This is a genomic window from Phyllobacterium sp. 22552 (assembly GCF_052044585.1).
Taxonomy (GTDB): Bacteria; Pseudomonadota; Alphaproteobacteria; order Rhizobiales; family Rhizobiaceae; genus Phyllobacterium; species Phyllobacterium ifriqiyense.
Window position 1 is genome coordinate 63,746 of sequence record NZ_JBQENG010000009.1, and the last position, 18,451, is coordinate 82,196.

At 53.4% G+C, this 18,451-nt stretch carries 21 protein-coding genes and 1 other RNA gene; 11 read left to right on the top strand and 11 right to left on the bottom strand.

The window, feature by feature from the left end; translation table 11 throughout:
• Nucleotides 1-162: 162 nt before the first annotated feature.
• Nucleotides 163-1,353 (bottom strand): OpgC family protein, encoded by a 1,191-nt coding sequence (locus ACTJI9_RS19870; RefSeq protein WP_440810571.1) that lies wholly within the window; start codon nucleotides 1,351-1,353, stop codon nucleotides 163-165.
• 125 nt (nucleotides 1,354-1,478) lie between these two features.
• Nucleotides 1,479-2,252: a sulfite exporter TauE/SafE family protein gene (locus tag ACTJI9_RS19875; RefSeq protein WP_440810491.1), complete on the bottom strand. Its 774-nt coding sequence runs from the start codon at nucleotides 2,250-2,252 to the stop codon at nucleotides 1,479-1,481.
• Nucleotides 2,253-2,453: 201 nt separating this feature from the next.
• On the opposite strand from ACTJI9_RS19875, the gene ACTJI9_RS19880 reads away from it, so the two are divergent.
• From ACTJI9_RS19880 to ACTJI9_RS19905, 6 genes are all read left to right on the top strand, one after another.
• Nucleotides 2,454-3,116 (top strand): thiamine phosphate synthase, encoded by a 663-nt coding sequence (locus tag ACTJI9_RS19880; RefSeq protein WP_115054207.1) that lies wholly within the window; start codon nucleotides 2,454-2,456, stop codon nucleotides 3,114-3,116.
• A 19-nt stretch (nucleotides 3,117-3,135) separates the two neighbouring features.
• Nucleotides 3,136-4,206, top strand: a complete 1,071-nt coding sequence (locus ACTJI9_RS19885; protein ID WP_440810493.1) for a tetratricopeptide repeat protein — start codon at nucleotides 3,136-3,138, stop codon at nucleotides 4,204-4,206.
• Nucleotides 4,207-4,321: 115 nt separating this feature from the next.
• On the top strand, nucleotides 4,322-4,885 hold the full coding sequence (gene efp / locus ACTJI9_RS19890; RefSeq protein WP_115054206.1) for an elongation factor P: 564 nt from the start codon (nucleotides 4,322-4,324) through the stop codon (nucleotides 4,883-4,885).
• 72 nt (nucleotides 4,886-4,957) lie between these two features.
• Nucleotides 4,958-5,749, top strand: coding sequence for an inositol monophosphatase family protein (locus tag ACTJI9_RS19895; RefSeq protein WP_337354285.1), 792 nt, complete (start codon nucleotides 4,958-4,960; stop codon nucleotides 5,747-5,749).
• A gap of 155 nt (nucleotides 5,750-5,904) precedes the next feature.
• Nucleotides 5,905-6,927: a MotA/TolQ/ExbB proton channel family protein gene (locus ACTJI9_RS19900; RefSeq protein WP_115054273.1), complete on the top strand. Its 1,023-nt coding sequence runs from the start codon at nucleotides 5,905-5,907 to the stop codon at nucleotides 6,925-6,927.
• Between the two features lie 2 nt (nucleotides 6,928-6,929).
• The gene (locus ACTJI9_RS19905) at nucleotides 6,930-7,961 is read left to right on the top strand and encodes a peptidoglycan -binding protein (protein ID WP_115054204.1); all 1,032 of its coding nucleotides are present in this window, start codon (nucleotides 6,930-6,932) and stop codon (nucleotides 7,959-7,961) included.
• On the opposite strand, the gene ACTJI9_RS19910 is transcribed toward ACTJI9_RS19905, so the two are convergent.
• Complete coding sequence (locus tag ACTJI9_RS19910; RefSeq protein ID WP_307280691.1) at nucleotides 7,958-8,311, bottom strand: DUF1304 domain-containing protein; 354 nt, start codon at nucleotides 8,309-8,311, stop codon at nucleotides 7,958-7,960. The genes ACTJI9_RS19905 and ACTJI9_RS19910 overlap by 4 nt on opposite strands.
• Nucleotides 8,312-8,325: 14 nt before the next feature.
• On the bottom strand, nucleotides 8,326-10,140 hold the full coding sequence (locus ACTJI9_RS19915) for an ABC transporter transmembrane domain-containing protein (protein ID WP_115054202.1): 1,815 nt from the start codon (nucleotides 10,138-10,140) through the stop codon (nucleotides 8,326-8,328).
• Between the two features lie 214 nt (nucleotides 10,141-10,354).
• On the opposite strand from ACTJI9_RS19915, the gene rpmE reads away from it, so the two are divergent.
• From rpmE to ACTJI9_RS19930, 3 genes are all read left to right on the top strand, one after another.
• Nucleotides 10,355-10,576, top strand: coding sequence for a 50S ribosomal protein L31 (gene rpmE / locus ACTJI9_RS19920; RefSeq protein WP_115054201.1), 222 nt, complete (start codon nucleotides 10,355-10,357; stop codon nucleotides 10,574-10,576).
• Between the two features lie 84 nt (nucleotides 10,577-10,660).
• The gene (locus ACTJI9_RS19925) at nucleotides 10,661-11,308 is read left to right on the top strand and encodes an Asp/Glu racemase (RefSeq protein ID WP_440810496.1); all 648 of its coding nucleotides are present in this window, start codon (nucleotides 10,661-10,663) and stop codon (nucleotides 11,306-11,308) included.
• 62 nt (nucleotides 11,309-11,370) lie between these two features.
• Nucleotides 11,371-12,792: an APC family permease gene (locus tag ACTJI9_RS19930; protein WP_440810498.1), complete on the top strand. Its 1,422-nt coding sequence runs from the start codon at nucleotides 11,371-11,373 to the stop codon at nucleotides 12,790-12,792.
• A gap of 66 nt (nucleotides 12,793-12,858) precedes the next feature.
• Here ACTJI9_RS19930 and ACTJI9_RS19935 read toward each other — a convergent pair whose 3' ends face one another.
• The 7 genes from ACTJI9_RS19935 to ssrS all read right to left on the bottom strand — a co-directional run bounded on the left by ACTJI9_RS19935 (nucleotide 12,859) and on the right by ssrS (nucleotide 17,203).
• The gene (locus ACTJI9_RS19935) at nucleotides 12,859-13,608 is read right to left on the bottom strand and encodes a YebC/PmpR family DNA-binding transcriptional regulator (protein WP_115054198.1); all 750 of its coding nucleotides are present in this window, start codon (nucleotides 13,606-13,608) and stop codon (nucleotides 12,859-12,861) included.
• 83 nt (nucleotides 13,609-13,691) lie between these two features.
• The gene (locus ACTJI9_RS19940; RefSeq protein WP_440810500.1) at nucleotides 13,692-14,120 is read right to left on the bottom strand and encodes a DUF1284 domain-containing protein; all 429 of its coding nucleotides are present in this window, start codon (nucleotides 14,118-14,120) and stop codon (nucleotides 13,692-13,694) included.
• A complete protein-coding gene (locus ACTJI9_RS19945) occupies nucleotides 14,117-14,692 on the bottom strand; it encodes a biotin transporter BioY (RefSeq protein ID WP_440810502.1) in 576 nt (191 codons plus the stop codon). The genes ACTJI9_RS19940 and ACTJI9_RS19945 overlap by 4 nt, the downstream gene beginning before the upstream one ends.
• 32 nt (nucleotides 14,693-14,724) lie before the next feature.
• Nucleotides 14,725-15,465: a TerC family protein gene (locus ACTJI9_RS19950; RefSeq protein WP_115054196.1), complete on the bottom strand. Its 741-nt coding sequence runs from the start codon at nucleotides 15,463-15,465 to the stop codon at nucleotides 14,725-14,727.
• A gap of 85 nt (nucleotides 15,466-15,550) precedes the next feature.
• A complete protein-coding gene (locus ACTJI9_RS19955; protein ID WP_115054195.1) occupies nucleotides 15,551-16,375 on the bottom strand; it encodes a TIGR00282 family metallophosphoesterase in 825 nt (274 codons plus the stop codon).
• A 19-nt stretch (nucleotides 16,376-16,394) separates the two neighbouring features.
• Entirely contained in the window at nucleotides 16,395-17,000 is a 606-nt protein-coding gene (locus ACTJI9_RS19960) for a 5-formyltetrahydrofolate cyclo-ligase (RefSeq protein ID WP_440810504.1), read from the bottom strand.
• A gap of 46 nt (nucleotides 17,001-17,046) precedes the next feature.
• Nucleotides 17,047-17,203: non-coding RNA, 6S RNA (ssrS, locus tag ACTJI9_RS19965), on the bottom strand.
• Between the two features lie 142 nt (nucleotides 17,204-17,345).
• On the opposite strand from ssrS, the gene ACTJI9_RS19970 reads away from it, so the two are divergent.
• On the top strand, nucleotides 17,346-17,945 hold the full coding sequence (locus ACTJI9_RS19970) for a DUF1993 domain-containing protein (protein WP_115054194.1): 600 nt from the start codon (nucleotides 17,346-17,348) through the stop codon (nucleotides 17,943-17,945).
• 12 nt (nucleotides 17,946-17,957) lie between these two features.
• A complete protein-coding gene (locus ACTJI9_RS19975) occupies nucleotides 17,958-18,404 on the top strand; it encodes a GNAT family N-acetyltransferase (protein WP_115054270.1) in 447 nt (148 codons plus the stop codon).
• Nucleotides 18,405-18,451: the final 47 nt, after the last annotated feature.

Sequence of the window (18,451 nt, forward strand, 5' to 3'; positions counted from 1 at the left end):
CCTCCCACAACGATGAAGCCATCTTAACTTAGCTTTGTCGGCGGGGGCTAGAGCCTTTTCTGCTTAAATAAAGCAGTTCTATTTCTATTTAAGCGGGAAAGGCTCTAGTGGTCACGCCCGCAAAAACAAAATTACGAGCGTGATCTGATTGGGCTTGGCTGCTTATGTCGCAGCCTTCAAAGTGGTCACGGCCATGGTTTTTCCGACCAGCACAGGTTTTGCCGGGCTCGGTTTTTGAACCGGACGCCCGCCCCAACCAATGCGGGGCAACCATTCCAGATAATAGGCAAGGGCAAATTGGGCCATGATACCACTGGCGACCAGCAATGTGTCATCCAGCAGTCCACCTGGGTTCATGACCTTGACGACCTGGGCAACCATGGCAAGGATCGTCCCTGCCACAAACACTGGCAGTGAATGTTTACCCAGGATCGCTAGTGGATGATCCTGCGAGGTGCGTGCAAGATTGGAAAGCGCAGGCACCGAGACGATCACATAAGCAAGCGCCAGAACATGAGCCAAGCGGGTCAAAGACAAGAATGTCTTGTCAAAGCCTGTCAGAACCATGGGCAGTCCAAGCGACGTATCCACGCCCCAAAGCGGCCAGCGCACCCAAACCAGCGCGATCAGAATATAAGCGATCGACAGACCAAACAGATATTTGTTGAAGGCAATGGCGCCGCCACGACGAACATGCATGACACCCGCAATACCGATGACGAACAGGAATTGCCACGACAGCGGATTGAGGAACCACACACCATCCGTCGGATAGTTTGGTGGTGCGATCTGATAGATACCTGAAACCAGCCACAACACGCCCGAAACACCAATCATGGCGCTCAGACTGATGCTGCCAATTGCCAAGAACAATGGCAGCATCAAAAGCAGCACGCCATACATGGAAAGAATATTATTATAGCCTAGCTGATGGCCCATCGTTGCCAGCCCGATCAGCGCCTTTGCAGGCTGATCCATCAGCGGTCCGATATTGATAAAGGACATGAATTCAGGACGTTTCAAATAAAGACCTGCGGCACAGAAAACGGTGAGCGTCGCTATCGTCGTCAGAATATGTGTGCTGTAGAGCGTGGCCGCGCGCCGCCAAGCCTTCAACGTCATAAGCATACGATTGCCTGGCTCGAATTTGGAGCCGTAAGCTAAACCAACGGCGATACCTGAAATCAGAACGAATGCCTCTGCAGAATCGGAGAATCCCAGATTCTTATGCGTCAAATGCTCGAAAATAGTGCCCGGAATGTGATTGACGAAAATGGTCAGCAGCGCCAAAGCCCGAAAGACGTCAATGCGGGTATCCCGCTGTTTTGTCATGGACTGTGTCATGAAATTCACCATTTCCTATCAATACTATGCAAGCATTGCGTTCCCGGCCTCGTTGGGAACGACTCATTTGGGCAGTTGCGATTTGATAATGCCTAGGTAAGGCAAAAGTTGCGGCAGCGCCGATCAACTTTGGTTCACGAATATAACAACGAGGCAATTCCGTCGTATGTTAACTTGAGCCCCATCAGCAAAATCATCCCATACATGAAGGGGTAAAACACCTCCGGCCGCATGCGTTTGACGATCCATGCTCCCGCAAAAGTCGCCAGTGGCGCGAGCGGCATGAGAACCGCCGATGCTTCAAGATTCGTCGCATCAAATTGCCCAAGCGCGAAATATGGTATGACTTTCACCGCATTCACGACAGCGAAGAAAATCACGCTGGTACCATTATAAACCTTGGGATCTTGACGCAGTGGGAGAGCGTAAACCTGATAGGGCGGCCCCCCGGCATGAGCGACAAAACTTGTGAACCCGGCTATGGCTGACCAGAAAGTCGCTGCTATCGTATTGTGAGGCTGCGCCTTGGCTCGCCGTTCAGCGCTGGCAAAAACATATCGCGCAAAAAAGATGATCGCGACCAGGCCGACGATAAGTTTAACCATGTCGTCAGTTACGATAGAAGCCGTCAGCCAGCCGATTCCAATGCCAAGCAAGCCGCCTGGCAGCATCAGCTTGAGCGTTTTAGCATCGCTGTGGCCGCGCCATGACCAGAGGCTGGCAACATCCATGACGATCAGTATGGGCAACATGATTGCTGCGGCCTGAACCGGCGGCATGACCAAAGCCATGAGCGGCACGCCCACTTGCCCCATAGCGCCACCAAGACCGCCTTTTGACAATCCTATGAGAATAGTCGCAGGCACGGCAGCGGCATAGAACCAAGGGTTCAATAAAAGATCGGACATGGCAGGAAGACCCGTAGAGAGGAGATTTGTCTTAATCCTGATCGCAGATATTGAGAAATGCTTTCTCCGGAAAATCACCGAAAAAAATCAACTTGCCGTTTTCAGAAACCGCGCAGGGTCTGTTCAAAGCACACACCATCCTTTATGCCCGAATTCGATCATGATTTAACAGTTAAAGAAGAACGATAGTCGGGGTAACAGATGAACAGCGAACCGAATCTAAAGCGTTGCCGTATTGTTCTGGTTGCGCCCAATGCAGCCAGTGTCAACGAGCTTGTAGCAAAACTCGGCGCGGCGCTGAGTGGCGGTGACGTGGCTTCGGTGCTGTTGCCTCCCTATGAAATGGACGAAACCACATTCCAGAATTTGGCCGAGGCTGCGGTTCCACTGATTCAGGAATCGGGAGCGGCTGCCATTATTGTTGGCAACACCCAGATTGCGGGCCGGGTCAAAGCTGATGGGTTGCATTTTGAAGGCCCCGTTGCCGAGCTTGCCGACACTATTACGCGGCTTTCGCCCAAGATGATCGTTGGGACAGGCAACATCAAAAACCGGCACACCGCGCTTGAAATTGGCGAGGCAGCGCCGGACTATGTGCTTTTCGGCAAAATTGGTGCCGACAATAAACCGGAAGCGCATCCGCGAAATATTGATCTTGCTGATTGGTGGGCGTCGATGGTCGAAATCCCCTGCATCATCCAGGCGGGGAACACGCTGGAAAGCATCCCGGACGCAGTTGCCACGCGCGCCGAATTTATTGCTTTGGGTGCCGCGATATTCGACGGTGCGGACCCTGCCGCAGCGATTAAAGAGGCCAATCGCCTGCTTGACGAGCACGCACCCGCATTTGAAGACGGAAACTGATGAAAGCGAAGCAGGACTGATGGAATTGAAGCGCGTTGCTCTCTTAAGTTTTTTTTCGGCAGCTTTGATGGCAGTGCTGGCAGGCTCTGGTTTTACGCAGCAAACGCCTGACACATCGCCATCCATCACCAGCCCCGCTCAAAATCCAACCGACCCTGCACCTGCACAGCTTGAATCACCCGATACAACTCCCAAGCAAGATAAGCCCAAACCTTTGGGCGCTCCCGTTACCGAACCAATTAATCCCACCCGTTTTGGTAAAGGCGCCGAGGACGAAGCTTTTGGCGCTTATCAACGCGGGCTTTACAAGACCGCCTATAATTTGGCGATGCCGCGTGCAGAAGCTGGCGATGCGACAGCGCAGGTACTCGTTGCAGATATTCTCGCCAGAGGCTTGGGTGTTCCCGCCAGTCTTGCTGAATCGGCAAAATGGTATGCCAAGGCGGCCGAGCAGGGCCAACCGGAAGCGCAATTTCGCTACGCAGGCATTCTGCTTGAAGGCAAATATGCAACTAAAGATCCCGTCAAAGCCAAGGAACTAATGAAAGCGGCAGCCAATGCGGGCAATGCCGCAGCGCAGTTCAATCTTGGACAGATTCTCATGCAGGAGCATCCGGGCGAAACCGGGCTGGACAATGCCTATCCGTGGTTCCTGCAGGCCGCAGAAAAGGGCCTCGCTGATGGCGAGTATGCCGTCAGCCAGATTTTAGCCAATGGTACAGTCAAGATTCAACGCGATGAACCTAAAGCGCGCCAATATCTGATAAAGGCTGCCATTAAGGGTTATGATACCGCCCAGATGGACCTTGGAACATGGCTTGTGGAAGGGCGCGGCGGCAAACGCGACTATAAGTCCGGTTTCGGCTGGATGCTTCGTGCTGCGGTGGGAGGCAATGTTGCCGCACAGGCACGGCTTGCAAAACTATATCGCGATGGCTTGGGCGTGGAAGGCGACAGCATCAAGGCAGCAGCATGGTACATTGTGGCACGACGTGCCGGACTGAACGATCCTGATCTGAATTCTTTCATGGATGGGCTGGATGACGATCAGATGAAAGCAGCAATTACCGAGGCAAATAAGCTCCGTTAGTAGCTGTTTTTGCGCTTTCGCTTGCCTATTGCGCGAATTTGTGGTCTTGGAGCGCCATTATTGGACGCCGCTTTTCATGTTGGCGCCAACTCTCAACTTCAATCCGGATAGACAAATGAAAATCAACGGTAATGAAATCCGTCCTGGCAATGTGATTGAACATGATGGCGGACTTTGGGTCGCGGTCAGAACAAACCATGTCAAACCCGGCAAAGGCGGCGCCTATAATCAGGTAGAGCTGAAGAACCTGATCAATGGCACAAAGTTGAACGAGCGTTTCCGTTCCGCTGAAACAGTTGAAAAAGTTCGCCTTGAACAGAAGGACTTCTCCTTCCTTTACGAACAGGGCGATGCCCTGGTATTCATGGACACAGCCAGCTACGAACAACTGGAACTGCAGAAAGATTTCGTTGGCGACCGCGCCGCTTTCCTTCAGGATGGGATGATGGTTACCGTCGAGCTTTATGATGAGCGCCCGATTGGTATTTCCCTGCCAGATTATGTCACGCTTGAAATCACGGAAGCTGATCCTGTCGTCAAGGGCCAGACCGCTGCGTCCTCTTATAAGCCTGCTGTCCTCGAAAACGGAATTCGCGTTCTTGTGCCGCCATTCATTTCGTCCGGTGAACGTATCATCGTCGACACCAATGAACTGACATATGTTCGTCGGGCTGACTAAGACCGGACACAAGCGGCAGCACATTGAAAGCGTGTTGCCGCACTCATTCTATACTACGGAGAAATAAGTCGAATGGCGCGTTCAGCGATACTCAATGTGATGGTTCAGGCTGCAATGAAGGCAGGCCGGTCGCTCGCTCGTGATTTTGGCGAAGTTCAGAATTTGCAGGTATCTCTTAAAGGCCCCGGCGATTATGTTAGTCAGGCCGATAGGAAAGCCGAAGAAATCATCTATACCGAGCTGAAGCGTGCCCGCCCCGATTATAGTTTCCTGATGGAAGAAACCGGCGCGGTCGAAGGCACTGACGGACAGCATCGCTGGTTGGTTGATCCATTGGATGGCACCACAAATTTCCTGCATGGCATCCCGATGTTCGCCGTTTCAATCGCGCTTGAACGTCAGGGCCAGATCGTTGCCGGCGTAATCTTCAATCCAGCCATGGATGAGCTTTATACCGCAGAACGTGGCGGTGGAGCATTCCTCAATGATCGCCGGCTGCGCGTTTCGGGACGCACAAAACTTGTGGACTCCATCATCGGCACAGGTGTTCCTCATCTTGGCCGTGGCGACCACGGCAACTACCTGCTCCAATTACGCAACATCATGGGTGAAGTTTCGGGCGTTCGCCGGATGGGCGCTGCTGCACTTGACCTCGCCTATGTAGCCGCCGGACGTTTTGACGGCTTCTGGGAGGACGGCTTGAACCCTTGGGATATCGGCGCAGGCATCATCATGATCCGGGAAGCTGGCGGCTATGTGACCGACCTTAATGGCGGTCAGGATGTGGTTGAGAGCAAAGCGATCGTGGCTGGCAATGAAGCAGTCCAGAAGGCACTGGTAAAGGCCCTCAAGAAGCCCATCTGATCCGAACCACCGCCTGCGTCACTCGAATGGAATTTATTGTTCCATCGTTGCCCTATTGCGTCTTTCAATTGCAGCGCATTTTCGGTTAGGGTTCGCAGAAATCGATTTGGCACGCGCTAGAAGCGCGCAGCCAACCGAACCGCGGAGACGATATGATGGCTGATTTCAGTTCGACCCGCCAAGGGCTGGACCACGATGATTACGATCCCTACCGGCTTTCAAGCCCAAGGTTCGTTCTTTTGTCGATGGCGATTTTCTTGGTCATCGTTGCATTTCTGGGCGCCATCCTCTTTCGCCAAATATCCGGGTTTTTCACCACCAATCCCGGCTTGAATGGTCTCATCATCGGCGTGCTCGTTGTCGGCATCCTTCTAGGCTTCGGTCAGGTCATCCGTCTGTTTCCCGAGGTGCGGTGGGTCAATTCATTCCGGCGCGGCAATGTTGATCCGGATGCACGACCTGTCATGCTTGCGCCAATGCGCGCGCTGATCGGCCGGCGTCAATCCATGGCTCTTTCAACAAGCGCCATGAGTTCAATGCTTGACTCCATTGCAGCCCGGTTGGACGAAACGCGGGATATTTCGCGCTATCTCATTGGGCTTCTGGTTTTTCTCGGTCTGCTCGGTACATTCTGGGGTTTGCTGGAAACGATCGGTTCTATTGGAACAACCATTCAGTCTCTCGACCCACGCGCGGGCGACGCCAATAGTGTTCTGGATTCCTTGAAGGCTGGTCTTGAGTCGCCGCTACGCGGCATGGGCACAGCATTTTCCTCATCCCTCTTCGGTCTTTCCGGCTCATTGATCCTTGGTTTTCTCGACTTGCAGGCCGGGCGCGCCCAGAACCGTTTCTATACCGAGCTGGAGAACTGGCTTTCCAGCGTCACTGATCTCGGTTCCGACCTGCACGCAATTGATGCGGTGAACAGCGGGACATCCGACGAATTGCGCGCCCTTTCCGAGCGCTTGCAAAACATCCAGGAAACCGGCGGTTCAAGTCAGCGAACGACGGCTGCCTTGGCCAGCCTTGCCGAAGGTATTCAGGGCCTCGTCAAAAACATGCGGGCAGAACAACAAATCATGCGCGATTGGGTTGAGAAACAAGCCGACGAGCAAAAAGCCATCCGCAAGACGCTCGATAAGCTCGGCGATTCTATCGAACGCAACAAGGCAAGCTGACGATGGGTCTTGGTCGCAAACGCCGCCCCATCCGTCATGTGGATTATTGGCCGGGCTTCGTTGACGCTTTGTCGACGCTTCTGCTCTCCATCATGTTTCTGCTGTCGGTCTTTGTTCTGGCTCAATTTCTCTTGAGTCAGGAAATTACGGGCAAGGACGCGGTACTCAACCGGCTCAATTCTCAGATCAATGAATTGACGCAGCTGCTTTCGCTTGAGCAAGGCAATAAGCAGGATCTGGAAGACACGATCGCAAATCTGCAGGCATCCTTGACCAATGCGCAAAGCGAGCAATCGCGTCTGCAATCATTATTGTCGCAAGGTGCTGGTGCCGGTGCCGCGGCAGAAGGCAAGATCAACGAACTGTCGACCGGGCTGGAGAATGAAAAACAGATCAGCGCCCGCGCACTGTCCCAGGTGGAATTGCTCAATCAGCAAATTTCGGCCCTTCGCAGACAAATCGGTGCGCTCGAAGAAGCACTGAACGCCTCTGAATCGCGTGATAAAGAGTCTAATGCGAAGATCGCTGATCTCGGCAAACGGCTCAATGTTGCCTTGGCACAGCGTGTCCAGGAGTTGAATCGCTATCGTTCTGACTTCTTTGGACGGTTACGCGAAATCTTGTCGGATCGTGAGAATATTCGCATTGTTGGCGATCGTTTTGTTTTCCAATCCGAAGTGCTGTTCCCCTCGGGCGCTGCTATCTTGAACCCCGCCGGTTCGGAAGAAATGAAGAAACTGGCGTTGGCGCTGATCGATCTGCAAAAGGAAATTCCCGACGATATCAATTGGGTCCTGCGTGTGGATGGTCACACGGACGATATTGCATTGTCCGGCACAGGCCAGTTCAAGGACAATTGGGAGCTTTCTTCGGCACGCGCAATTTCAGTGGTAAAATTTCTGATCGCGAATGGCGTACCTGCAAACAGGCTTGTAGCAGCCGGTTTTGGCGAATTCCAACCGCTTGAGCCGGGAGAGACACCTGAAGTACGCGCAAAGAACCGCCGTATCGAACTGAAACTGACTGAGCGTTAAATCCCGAACAGGGTAGCCAACAACGCCAGAACGGCTGGGAGAGCCTGTACATAGAGTATTTTTCGGCCGACTGTTGCCGCGCCGAAAAGACCCGCAACGACCACGCAGCCAAGAAAGAATATCTTGATTGCAAAACCATCTTCGCCGAGCCACAGCCCCCAAACAAGTCCAGCAACCAGAAAGCCGTTGTAAAGCCCCTGATTCATCGCCAACGCTTTGGAGGCGGTAGCAAACTCCTGTTTAAGCCGAAATGTTTTTAAACCCAGCGGCTTGTCCCAAGCAACCATTTCCAAATACATGAAATAGATATGAAGCAGCGCCACCAGCGCGATCAGAATATTGGCAACCATCACTCATCCCCTGCTTATTCGGCTGCACCTTTGAAGGCATCCGCCCCGGCTTCAAACTGCAGTTTTGCAAGATTGGCATAAATGCCATTCTTTTTCACAAGCAACTGGTGCGTTCCTTCTTCGACTATACGGCCGTTTTCCATCACCAGAATACGATCTGCTTTCAGCACGGTTGCAAGCCTGTGAGCGATCACCAACGTCGTGCGTCCTTCCATCAGGTGATCAAGCGCCTTCTGCACGAGCATTTCGCTTGCTGCATCAAGTGCGGAGGTCGCCTCATCGAGCAGCAATATCGGCGCGTTGCGCAAAATCGCGCGGGCAATTGCCACGCGTTGGCGCTGCCCACCTGAAAGCGTTACGCCGCGCTCTCCGACTTGCGTATTATAACCATGATCCAAAGCGCAAATGAAATCATGTGCCAAGGCCGCTTTGGCGGCAGCTTCAATATCAGCCTCGCTCGCACCGGGACGGCCGAAACCGATATTCTCACTGACAGTGGCCGCAAAAATAGTTGTGTCCTGCGGGACAATGGCAATGCGGGCGCGCAAAGCCACAGGATCAACATCCCGAATATCAACGCCATCGACTTCGATCCGCCCAGAAAGCGGATCATAATAGCGAAGCAACAGTGAGAAGACCGTGCTTTTTCCAGCGCCGGAGGGGCCAACAATGGCGACTGTCTCACCGGGCTGGATGGTAAAGTTGAGTCCTCTTAGCGCAGGAGCATCAGGGCGGGCCGGATAGTTGAATTGGACATCACCAAAAGTCACCGAACCCACAGGCGGTTGCGGCAAGGCAACTGGATTGACTGGCGCTGCAATAGCAGGCTGTTCGTTGAGAATCTCGGTCAAGCGTTCCGCGGCACCGGCTGCCTGCGATAATTCTCCCCAGACCTCGGAAAGTGCGCCCAAGGCACCTGCGGCAAAAACGGAATAGAGCAGAAACTGCCCCAATGTACCGGGTGTTATGACGCCGGACAGCACATCGCGTGAGCCAAACCAGAGCACCGCGACAACGCTGGAGAAAATCATGAAAATTGCAAATGCCGTCAGCACTGCGCGTGCCTTCACCGACGCCCGGGCCGCCAGAAACGCATCCTCCACCGATGCGCCAAAACGCGATATCGCCAGTTTTTCATTGGTGAAAGCCTGCAATGTTCGCACAGATACAATGGATTCGCTGGCATAGGCTGTGGCATCGGCAAGTGTATCCTGTGCCCGGCGCGAGCGCCTGCGCACGGAACGGCCAAAGGCTATCAGCGGAATAATAATCACGGGAATCGCCGCGATGACCAGACTGGAAAGTTTTGGGCTCGTGATCACCATCATGAAAATAGCGCCAAGGGCGAGTATCAGATTGCGCAAGGCTATGGATGCTGTTGCACCTACCGCTGACTTGATCTGCGTTGTATCGGCAGTCAGACGGGAAACGATCTCGCCCGATTGCGTGCCGTCGAAGAATGCTGGAGAAAGCCTGGTCAAATGCGCGAATACATCACGGCGAAGGTCGGAAATAATCCTCTCGCCTAATGTGATAACGAAATAATAGCGCCCGGCCGAAGCGACCGCCAGCAAAGCGGCGAGGAGCACCAGCATTCCAAAGTAATTGTCAATGAATGCACCATTGGCGCCGGTGAAGCCGTGATCAATCATGCGCCGGACTGCAAGCGGTAACGTCAATGTCGTCACGGCGGCGAGTATCAGGGAAGCCAAAGCTCCTGCCAGCATGCCTTTATAACGGGACATATAGGGGAAGATCCGGCTCAGCGGCTTTAGCGAGCGGCGCTTTCTCTCTGTCTCATCAAGGCGAGATTGAGCCGAATCTGCCATTAATCAATATCCTCACATCGCTTTGGCGACTTTGCAGCCAGATGGCCTTGTTATTGCTTGAAGGCTGATGTATAGGCTCGCCAACAGTTTTGGAAGCCCCAACCGTCTGCAGTTTCTGTGGCGTTTGGCTTCATCTTTAACAATCGGCTCCTGACCAGCACTGCCACAATCAAAGTGGTGCCGGTTTTGCGCCCTCCAGTTTAGGACACTACCGATGAAAGCCAACATTCATCCTGACTACCACAACATCAAAGTCGTCATGACCGATGGTACAGAATACATGACCCGCTCCACATGGGGCAAGGAAGGCGATACGATGAACCTCGATATCGATCCATCCACACACCCAGCATGGACTGGCGGCAATGCGCAGCTTTCCGATCGCGGCGGCCGTGTTTCCAAGTTCAAGACACGCTTCGGCAATCTCGGCATATAATTCTTTTTGCCTTTATGGCATCTTTAAACGGCCCTGCTCTGCGGGGCCGTTTTGGTTTGCGGATTTTTTCGGGGGACACCATTCGTGAAAATTGCTCTGCTGCATACCGCCGAAAGCAATATTGCGGGCTTCGAAGAGGCTGGCATGAAAATCGGGCTTTCTGCCGGGACACTTATGCACAAAGTGCGGGCCGATCTTTTGCAGGCCGCGCGTGAGGCAGGCAAGCTGACGCCATCTATCGCACAGGAGACGGCAGCGGCATTGCAAGCCCTGACCGGGGATGCCGACGTGGTTATGCTGACTTGCTCCACACTCGGCCCTTCAGTTGAACAGCTTGGATCAACCGGCGTCCCTGTCCTGCGCGTCGATGCGGAACTGGCAAAACGCTCTGTCCGCAATGGCGGCTTGGTGGTTGCGCTTTGCGCTCTCGATACAACGATCGAGCCAACGACGCGGCTTTTTACACAAGCTGCGGAGGGTACTGATGCAACGATTGATGTGCGCTTGATTCCGGAAATCTGGGACCTTCTTTTGGCCGGTGATCACATCGCCTATTGCGCGGCAATCGCCAAGGCAGCGGATGCTGCCTATGAAGCGGGAGCCGATATTGTGGCCTTGGCTCAAGCATCAATGGCTGGCGCAGCCGGCAATGTTACCAAAGGCCCAAGACCTTTCGATTCGCCAAGTTCAGGGCTGGCGGCAGCGATTGCCTCTTGTCGCCCCAGCGTTTGACAAGCTGCTGTTTCGCCAATAGCTTTTCTCATACATCTGCGTGCATAGGGAGGGACCATGCAATGACTGACGTGACTTCCGGAGCCAGCACAGTGCCTGGCGCGAAGATTGAGCCAAGCTTGCATAGGGTGATGGGACCTTGGCTTCTCCTGCTTTTCATTGTTGGCGATATTCTCGGCACAGGCATTTATGCATTGACCGGACAAGTCGCAAAACAGGTCGGCGGCGTAGTCTGGCTTCCATTTTTGATCGCTTTCGTTGTGGCCGTTGTCACGGCATTCAGCTATCTGGAACTGGTAACAAAATATCCGCGGGCTGCGGGGGCAGCTCTCTACACGCATAAAGCCTTCGGAATTCACTTCGTGACATTCCTCGTTGCCTTTACGGTCATGTGTTCCGGCATCACCTCGGCGTCGACAGCCTCGCGCGCATTTGCCGCCAATCTCTCCGGTGCATTCCAACTCAATCTTGAGTCCGGGATAGGTATCTCGCTCGTTGGCCTTGGTTTCATGGCGCTGGTTGCAATCGTCAATTTTCGCGGTGTCGGAGAAAGCGTGAAAGCCAATGTGGTTCTCACAATAGTTGAGCTTACCGGCCTTCTGATTATCATTTTCATAGGATTATGGGCCATCAGCGCCGGTCAAGGCGACGTTTCCCGCATCACCCAATTTGCCAGCACTCCAGATTCCAGCATCTTCTGGTCAGTCATGGCAGCGACCACCCTGGCATTTTTTGCAATGGTCGGCTTCGAGGATTCCGTCAATATGGCTGAGGAATGCAAAAACCCTTCCGGGATTTTCCCGAAAGTACTCCTCACCGGGCTCTTCATTACCGGCGCCATCTATGTGTTGGTTTCGATTTCAGCCATCACACTCGTTTCGCCTGCCGATCTTGGCGAAGGCGAAACACCTTTGCTCAAAGTGGTACAGGCTGGAGCTCCCAATTTCCCGCTTTGGATTTTTGGTTTCATAACAATGTTCGCAGTAGCCAATAGCGCCTTGATCAATATGCTCATGGCAAGCCGATTGGTTTACGGTATGAGCCGCGAACATGTCCTGCCGCCCATATTCGGTAAGGTGCATCCAACGCGTCGGACGCCCTATCTTGCCATCGGCTTCACGACCCTTCTGGCCTTTGGGCTCATCCTGTTTGTCGGCGAGGTCCCTGCACTGGGCGGGACAACCGCGCTACTGCTGCTGTTCGTATTTACAATCGTCAATATAGCCGTTCTGATCTTGCGCCGGGAGAAAGTCGAGCATGAGCATTTCCGCACACCGACCTTCCTTCCTGTTATAGGTGCCATCTCCTGCGCTTTCTTCGCAGGTCCATGGACTGGCCGCGATCCGGTTCAATACAAGATCGCCGGGGTTTTGATAGCTATTGGGGTTGTGCTGTGGATCGTCACAGTACTCGTCAATCGCGCTACCGGCGTTACGGAAAAGTCCGACCTCAGTGCTTTGGGCGGCGACGGACCAGTGAACTAAGTTAAATGCAAAAAACCCTGCCGGATTTTCATCCGGCAGGGTTTTTAGCTTGTACGGAACCTCAAATCAGGCGGCGCTTAACTTGGCGAGAACCTCGTCACTAACCTCGAAATTCGCATAAACATTCTGCACGTCATCATCATCGTCCAAGGTCGCAAGCAGTCGCAGCACAGACTGTGCCTTCTCTTCATCGACCGGAGCCGTTGTTGCAGGCTTCCAGATGGCCTTGACGGATTCAGCTTCGCCTAGTGCCGCTTCCAGAGCCTTCGATACGTCGCCAATGTCTTCAAAGGCGCAGATAATGACATGGCCTTCTTCATCGCTTGTAACGTCTTCAGCGCCAGCTTCGATCGCTGCTTCCATAACCTTGTCGGCGTCGCCAACATCAACCTTGTAGGTGATTTCCCCAACTCGGTTGAACATGAAGCCAACCGATCCGGTTTCACCCAACGCACCGCCCGCCTTCGTAAAGGCTGCACGCACATTGGACGCTGTGCGATTCCGGTTATCTGTCAGCGCTTCGACGATGACAGCAACGCCACCCGGGCCGTAACCCTCATAGCGCACTTCATCATAATTCTCGGCGTCGCCGCCGGATGCCTTCTTGATGGCCCGCTCGATATTATCTTTTGGCATTGATTGCGCGCGGGCGTTTTGTACAGCCAGACGCAGGCGTGGGTTCATCAGCGGGTCAGGCAGACCCTGCTTAGCAGCGACAGTGATTTCGCGACCCAGCTTGGAAAAGATTTTCGACCGCACGGCGTCCTGACGCCCTTTGCGGTGCATGATGTTCTTGAATTGTGAATGGCCTGCCATGGCACCCCTGCATGCTTGTCTGCGGTTTTGGAATGGGGGCCCTTATAAGTAAAAACAGCCGCGCCGTCCAGCACCGCCAAAATTCATTCAACAATGTGCAGTTTTACACTGTCATAGCCGTCTGCGGATACGGTCGTACAAAGTTTGAACCATTCGCAGCCTACACAGGCCGTGCGCGTCGTTCCACCAGCAAAGCTTTGGCGCAATCCTTCAAGCGTCGAAAGATTTATCTTGAGCCGGTCACCGACCTGCAATGTCCGCCCCAGCAGCTTGCCAACGTCGAGCAGCGCTTGCGTATCGCGCTCTGTTACACTCACATTGTGGCAGTGTGGCTCAGTAGTTTCGAGAAGGGGCTGACAAATCTCGTCCGGCCCCTCCCCGATAATTATTTCTTCGCCCCCAGCCAGCCTTTCGATAACCCTGTCGTAATTGTCGGTAAAGGCCTGACTATAGCCTTTGCCGACATAGGTCAGCATGCAAAGCAGATGGTGCGGACGAAGCTTTACCGTCAAGACAAGCGGATACCCGAACGACGCAGAGCTTCAAGCATTGCAGCAGCCAATGCAGATTTGAGAACACCGCCAAGAATGAATGGCGCAACGCCCGAAGCCCAGGCGACATCAAATCCAAAAAGACCTGCCAGCCACAATCCGCCGACAGCAAGGCAGAGCGCATTGCCCATAAGCATGACCACTGCCGAACTGAACGGGTTGCGTGTAAACCCGCGTTCAGCCAGATAACCAACCATCGCGGCAACAACTGGGAATGCAAACAAGTAACCTGCCGTGGGCCCGGCGAAGGCCAGTTGGCCGGGCATCCCTTCGGCGAGAACCGGCAGTCCGATGAAGGATTGCAGAAGCCATGCGACCACGGTAATCCCGCCCAAACGCCAGCCATACAGTGCGCCAACCATGGTGACCGCAAAGGTTTGCATCGTTATCGGCACGGGAATCATGGGTACGGATATCCATGAACTTACGGCCAGAAACATCGTGCCTATAACCACCGCCAAAGCTTGAAAACCAAGCGAACGATTGGCTAGCTTTAAAGGCACGAAGGCTTGAGCAGGATTAGTCTGTGTCATTTTCACTTTTCCCCAGTGAGGTTGAATAAAGTTCAATGCTTCTTGCGGCGGCGCGCAAACATATTGAGCGCCTCGACAAGAGCAGAGAAGCCCATCGCGGCATAGATATAGCCCTTCGGTACATGGAAGCCGAAACCATCCGCAATCAGTGTCATACCGATCATGAGCAGGAAGCCCAAGGCCAGCATGACAATGGTTGGATTATTGGCGATAAACTTCGACAAGGGCTCCGCTGCAAAAAGCATGACAGTAACAGCAGCAAGAACCGCGATAACCATAATCACGATCTCGTCGGTCATACCCACAGCCGTGATGATTGAGTCGACAGAGAAAACCAGATCGAGCAAAAGAATCTGACCAATGGCGGCGCCCATGGTCAAGGTGACTTTTCTACCGATAATGTCATCCTTGGCGTCTTCATGATCGACCGTATGATGGATTTCCTTCGTAGCTTTCCACACAAGGAAGAGACCACCGGCGATCAGGATGAGATCTCGCCACGAGAACCCATGGCCGAAAGCTTCGAAGACCGGTTCTGTTAGCTGTACGATAATCGATATGGTAAACAGCAGCGCAATGCGCAGAACCAGCGCGGCGCCAATACCAAGACGGCGGGCGCGAGCCTGCTGTTCTTTCGGCAATTTGTTGGTGAGGATCGAGATAAAGATCAGATTATCGATCCCGAGCACGATCTCCATGACGACCAGCGTTACAAGCGCGATAAGGCCTGCTGGTTGATAAATGAAATCGAAATAAGAAAGGAAGGTTTCCATGGGGTCGTATGTCCCTTGTTAAATGACCGGATGGGATGCAAATATCAATTCACTCCACTGGGAGTGTACGGAACCAAACGTCAACTTATTTCCAGAATGCGGGAATTGTTTCTTCAAGTCGCGGACCGATACGCAATGGAGCGATCTTTTCGGCAAGTCCCGTCCTATCAGAAATTTCAACACCGACACCACATATTGTAGCCTTGCCGCTCGCCGCTTCAAATCGCCCCTTTGGCACCTTGGAAAGAAACCGGTTCAGCGGCTCTTCCTTGTCCATGCCCAGTGACGAGTCGTAGTCGCCGCACATGCCCGCATCAGACATATAGGCCGTGCCGCCATTCAATATCTGTGCATCAGCAGTCGGCACATGAGTATGCGTACCCACAACAAAGCTGGCGCGACCATCAACGAAATGGCCGAAACATTGCTTCTCGCTGGTGGCTTCCGCATGAAAGTCGAAGATCACGGCATCGGCCTGTTCACCCAGAGGGCAGGCTTTGAGAATTTCCTCGGCTATCGTAAACGGGTCATGCAGATCGGGATGCATGAAAACGCGACCCATAATGTTGGAGACAAGAACACGCGCGCCATTCTTGGCAAGAAATACACCAGAACCCTTGCCTGCTGTGCCAAGCGGAAAATTGGCGGGGCGCAGAAAGCGTTGCTCCCTATCGGCGAATATCAGGGCTTCGCGTTGATCCCACACATGATTTCCGGTGGTGACGACATCTGCGCCGGCATTGATCGTATCGTGGAATATTTCTTCGGTGATACCGAAGCCGCCCGCGGCGTTCTCACCATTGACGATGGTAAAGTCGAGTTTCAGATCGGAAATCAAACCGGGCAGTTGTTCGTAAACTGCTGTCCGCCCGGACCGGCCCACCATGTCACCAAGAAAAAGTAATCTCACGCATACATCCTGAATTTCGTTAATTGGCTTTATCGATACTGCCAAAGCTGCGCAACCCGCTTTCCGTCAAGATTGCTTCGAGCGGCACATCATGCGGCTCGTCAGGCACAATTTCGACTTTCTGGCAGTCAAATGCGACCCCAAGCAAGGTGGGATTGGCGCCGAGTGCCAGTAATCTTGCTATTGCCCTGTCATAATAGCCCGCACCATAGCCGATACGATGACCGCGCTCGTCAAAAGCAGCCAAAGGCACCAGCATAAAGGAAGGGTCGACGACAGGTGCATCGTCAGGCGGTCCCGACGTTCCAAATCCTGTTTCAATCATCGGCGCGTCTTGGATCAGCTCCCGAAATATGATCGTCTGCTTGTCGATAATGACTGGAAGGCAAAGCCGGGCACCCTTATCGCGCAAAGCAAACAACAGCGGACGCAGATCAACTTCCGAACGTATTGGCCAGAAACCCGATACAATTTCGCCCGGTTGCAGCAAGATGCCCGACAGGCCGTGGGTGGCAAGCTGTAATGATGCGTTGCTCCTATAATCTGCGGACAAGGCATCGCGGCGCGCCAAAGCTTTGAGACGCAGCGCTTTCTTCAGTTCTTTGATCGGGGATTGGGTTTGCAAAGCGATAATTTCATGAGGCGCCGGAAACCGGCTCGGGATGAAACAGTGGCGTCCACACAACCGATGGAGAAGTCGATCCCGGGAACCTACAAAGTAGGTGGGTGCCGTGTGAAGAAGCCCACGGGCCTCTCCAGGGACAGCTCCCTAAGGGATCATTAAGGCCCCGGGGAATATGTCTCTCCTGTCGTGAGGCGCAGAGCGCCGATCCGAATATAGGACGCCTGTAGCAATAGCGCCAGTAGATCGAACACGATTTTCTGTTCCTGACACAACATTGTCTGTAACCATGTTGTTGATAGCTGCCTGTCGCGATAGTTTGTGCGCGTTGAGGGGGAGACTCGATATATGACGATCACAATGTACCAGGCATCCGTTCCGGTTTTTCAGCGATTGCTGGATAATTGCATAGCGATTCTTAAGAAGGCCGAGGCTCACGCCATTTCAAGCGGCGGTGACACACGGCAAATGATCGAGGCGAAGCTGGCCTCCGATATGTTTCCGTTGAAAGTTCAAATACAAATCTTGGCCGACGGCGCACGCGGTTGCGTGGCGCGACTTGCAGAGCAGGCTTTGCCTTCACCAGATGCCGGGCAGTTTGCGGTGTTCAACCGCGGGTATCATCAGGATTTCGTCGAGTCCCATCAGACCTTTACATCACTGATTGCCTATCTTCACGACGCAATTGATTATCTGGATGCCATTCCGCCGGCTAAGCTGGAAGGCAGCGAAACCACACCCGTTGAGGTTACATGGCGCGGCAATACCCGCTATTTTCACGGGCTGCCATTTCTCCGCGATTACGCGCTGCCGAACTTTTATTTTCATTTGACAATCAGCTACGCGATCTTGCGTATTGCCGGAGTTCCTCTGGGGAAACAGGATTTCGAAGGCACCCCCGTCTATTCCACCGGGCCAGCAGGCCCACACCAGACTTGGCAGCATTAAGGATGCATGATCATGAGCGTTCAAATACGCCCGTTGCAAAAATCGGACGAAGCAGAATGGCGCCGTCTATGGACCGGTTATCTCGATTTCTACGAAACGAAAGTATCGGAGGACGTTTACCAAACCACCTTCGCCCGTTTGAACTCCGGTGATGATCATGAATATAGCGGCCTGATCGCTGAGGTTGATGGCAAGCCGGTCGGCCTTACTCATTATCTGTTTCACCGGCATAATTGGAGCATTGAAAATGTCTGCTATTTGCAGGATCTCTATGCTGACCCTGAAATACGTGGCAAAGGCGTCGGCCGGGCATTGATCGAAGCCGTTCACGCTGAAGCAAAAAAGGCCGGTGCCCATTCGGTTTATTGGCTGACCAATCAGAACAACGACACCGCTCGCCAGCTTTATGATCGGATCGCGAAAGTAACGCCCTTTATCAAATACGTTAAATCAATCTGACTGAACTCCCCAGCTAAGAATTCCTAGCGGTAGTAATCGCCCACCTT

Coding starts and splice junctions, on each gene's coding strand:
- ACTJI9_RS19905 (WP_115054204.1), top strand. CDS start 6,930: ATGGGTCTTGGTCGCAAACGCCGCCCCATCCGTCATGTGGATTATTGG.
- ACTJI9_RS19900 (WP_115054273.1), top strand. CDS start 5,905: ATGGCTGATTTCAGTTCGACCCGCCAAGGGCTGGACCACGATGATTAC.
- rpmE (WP_115054201.1), top strand. CDS start 10,355: ATGAAAGCCAACATTCATCCTGACTACCACAACATCAAAGTCGTCATG.
- ACTJI9_RS19975 (WP_115054270.1), top strand. CDS start 17,958: ATGAGCGTTCAAATACGCCCGTTGCAAAAATCGGACGAAGCAGAATGG.
- ACTJI9_RS19970 (WP_115054194.1), top strand. CDS start 17,346: ATGACGATCACAATGTACCAGGCATCCGTTCCGGTTTTTCAGCGATTG.
- ACTJI9_RS19930 (WP_440810498.1), top strand. CDS start 11,371: ATGACTGACGTGACTTCCGGAGCCAGCACAGTGCCTGGCGCGAAGATT.
- ACTJI9_RS19945 (WP_440810502.1), bottom strand. CDS start 14,692: ATGACACAGACTAATCCTGCTCAAGCCTTCGTGCCTTTAAAGCTAGCC.
- ACTJI9_RS19895 (WP_337354285.1), top strand. CDS start 4,958: ATGGCGCGTTCAGCGATACTCAATGTGATGGTTCAGGCTGCAATGAAG.
- ACTJI9_RS19910 (WP_307280691.1), bottom strand. CDS start 8,311: ATGGTTGCCAATATTCTGATCGCGCTGGTGGCGCTGCTTCATATCTAT.
- ACTJI9_RS19950 (WP_115054196.1), bottom strand. CDS start 15,465: ATGGAAACCTTCCTTTCTTATTTCGATTTCATTTATCAACCAGCAGGC.
- ACTJI9_RS19935 (WP_115054198.1), bottom strand. CDS start 13,608: ATGGCAGGCCATTCACAATTCAAGAACATCATGCACCGCAAAGGGCGT.
- ACTJI9_RS19915 (WP_115054202.1), bottom strand. CDS start 10,140: ATGGCAGATTCGGCTCAATCTCGCCTTGATGAGACAGAGAGAAAGCGC.
- efp (WP_115054206.1), top strand. CDS start 4,322: ATGAAAATCAACGGTAATGAAATCCGTCCTGGCAATGTGATTGAACAT.
- ACTJI9_RS19875 (WP_440810491.1), bottom strand. CDS start 2,252: ATGTCCGATCTTTTATTGAACCCTTGGTTCTATGCCGCTGCCGTGCCT.
- ACTJI9_RS19880 (WP_115054207.1), top strand. CDS start 2,454: ATGAACAGCGAACCGAATCTAAAGCGTTGCCGTATTGTTCTGGTTGCG.
- ACTJI9_RS19885 (WP_440810493.1), top strand. CDS start 3,136: ATGGAATTGAAGCGCGTTGCTCTCTTAAGTTTTTTTTCGGCAGCTTTG.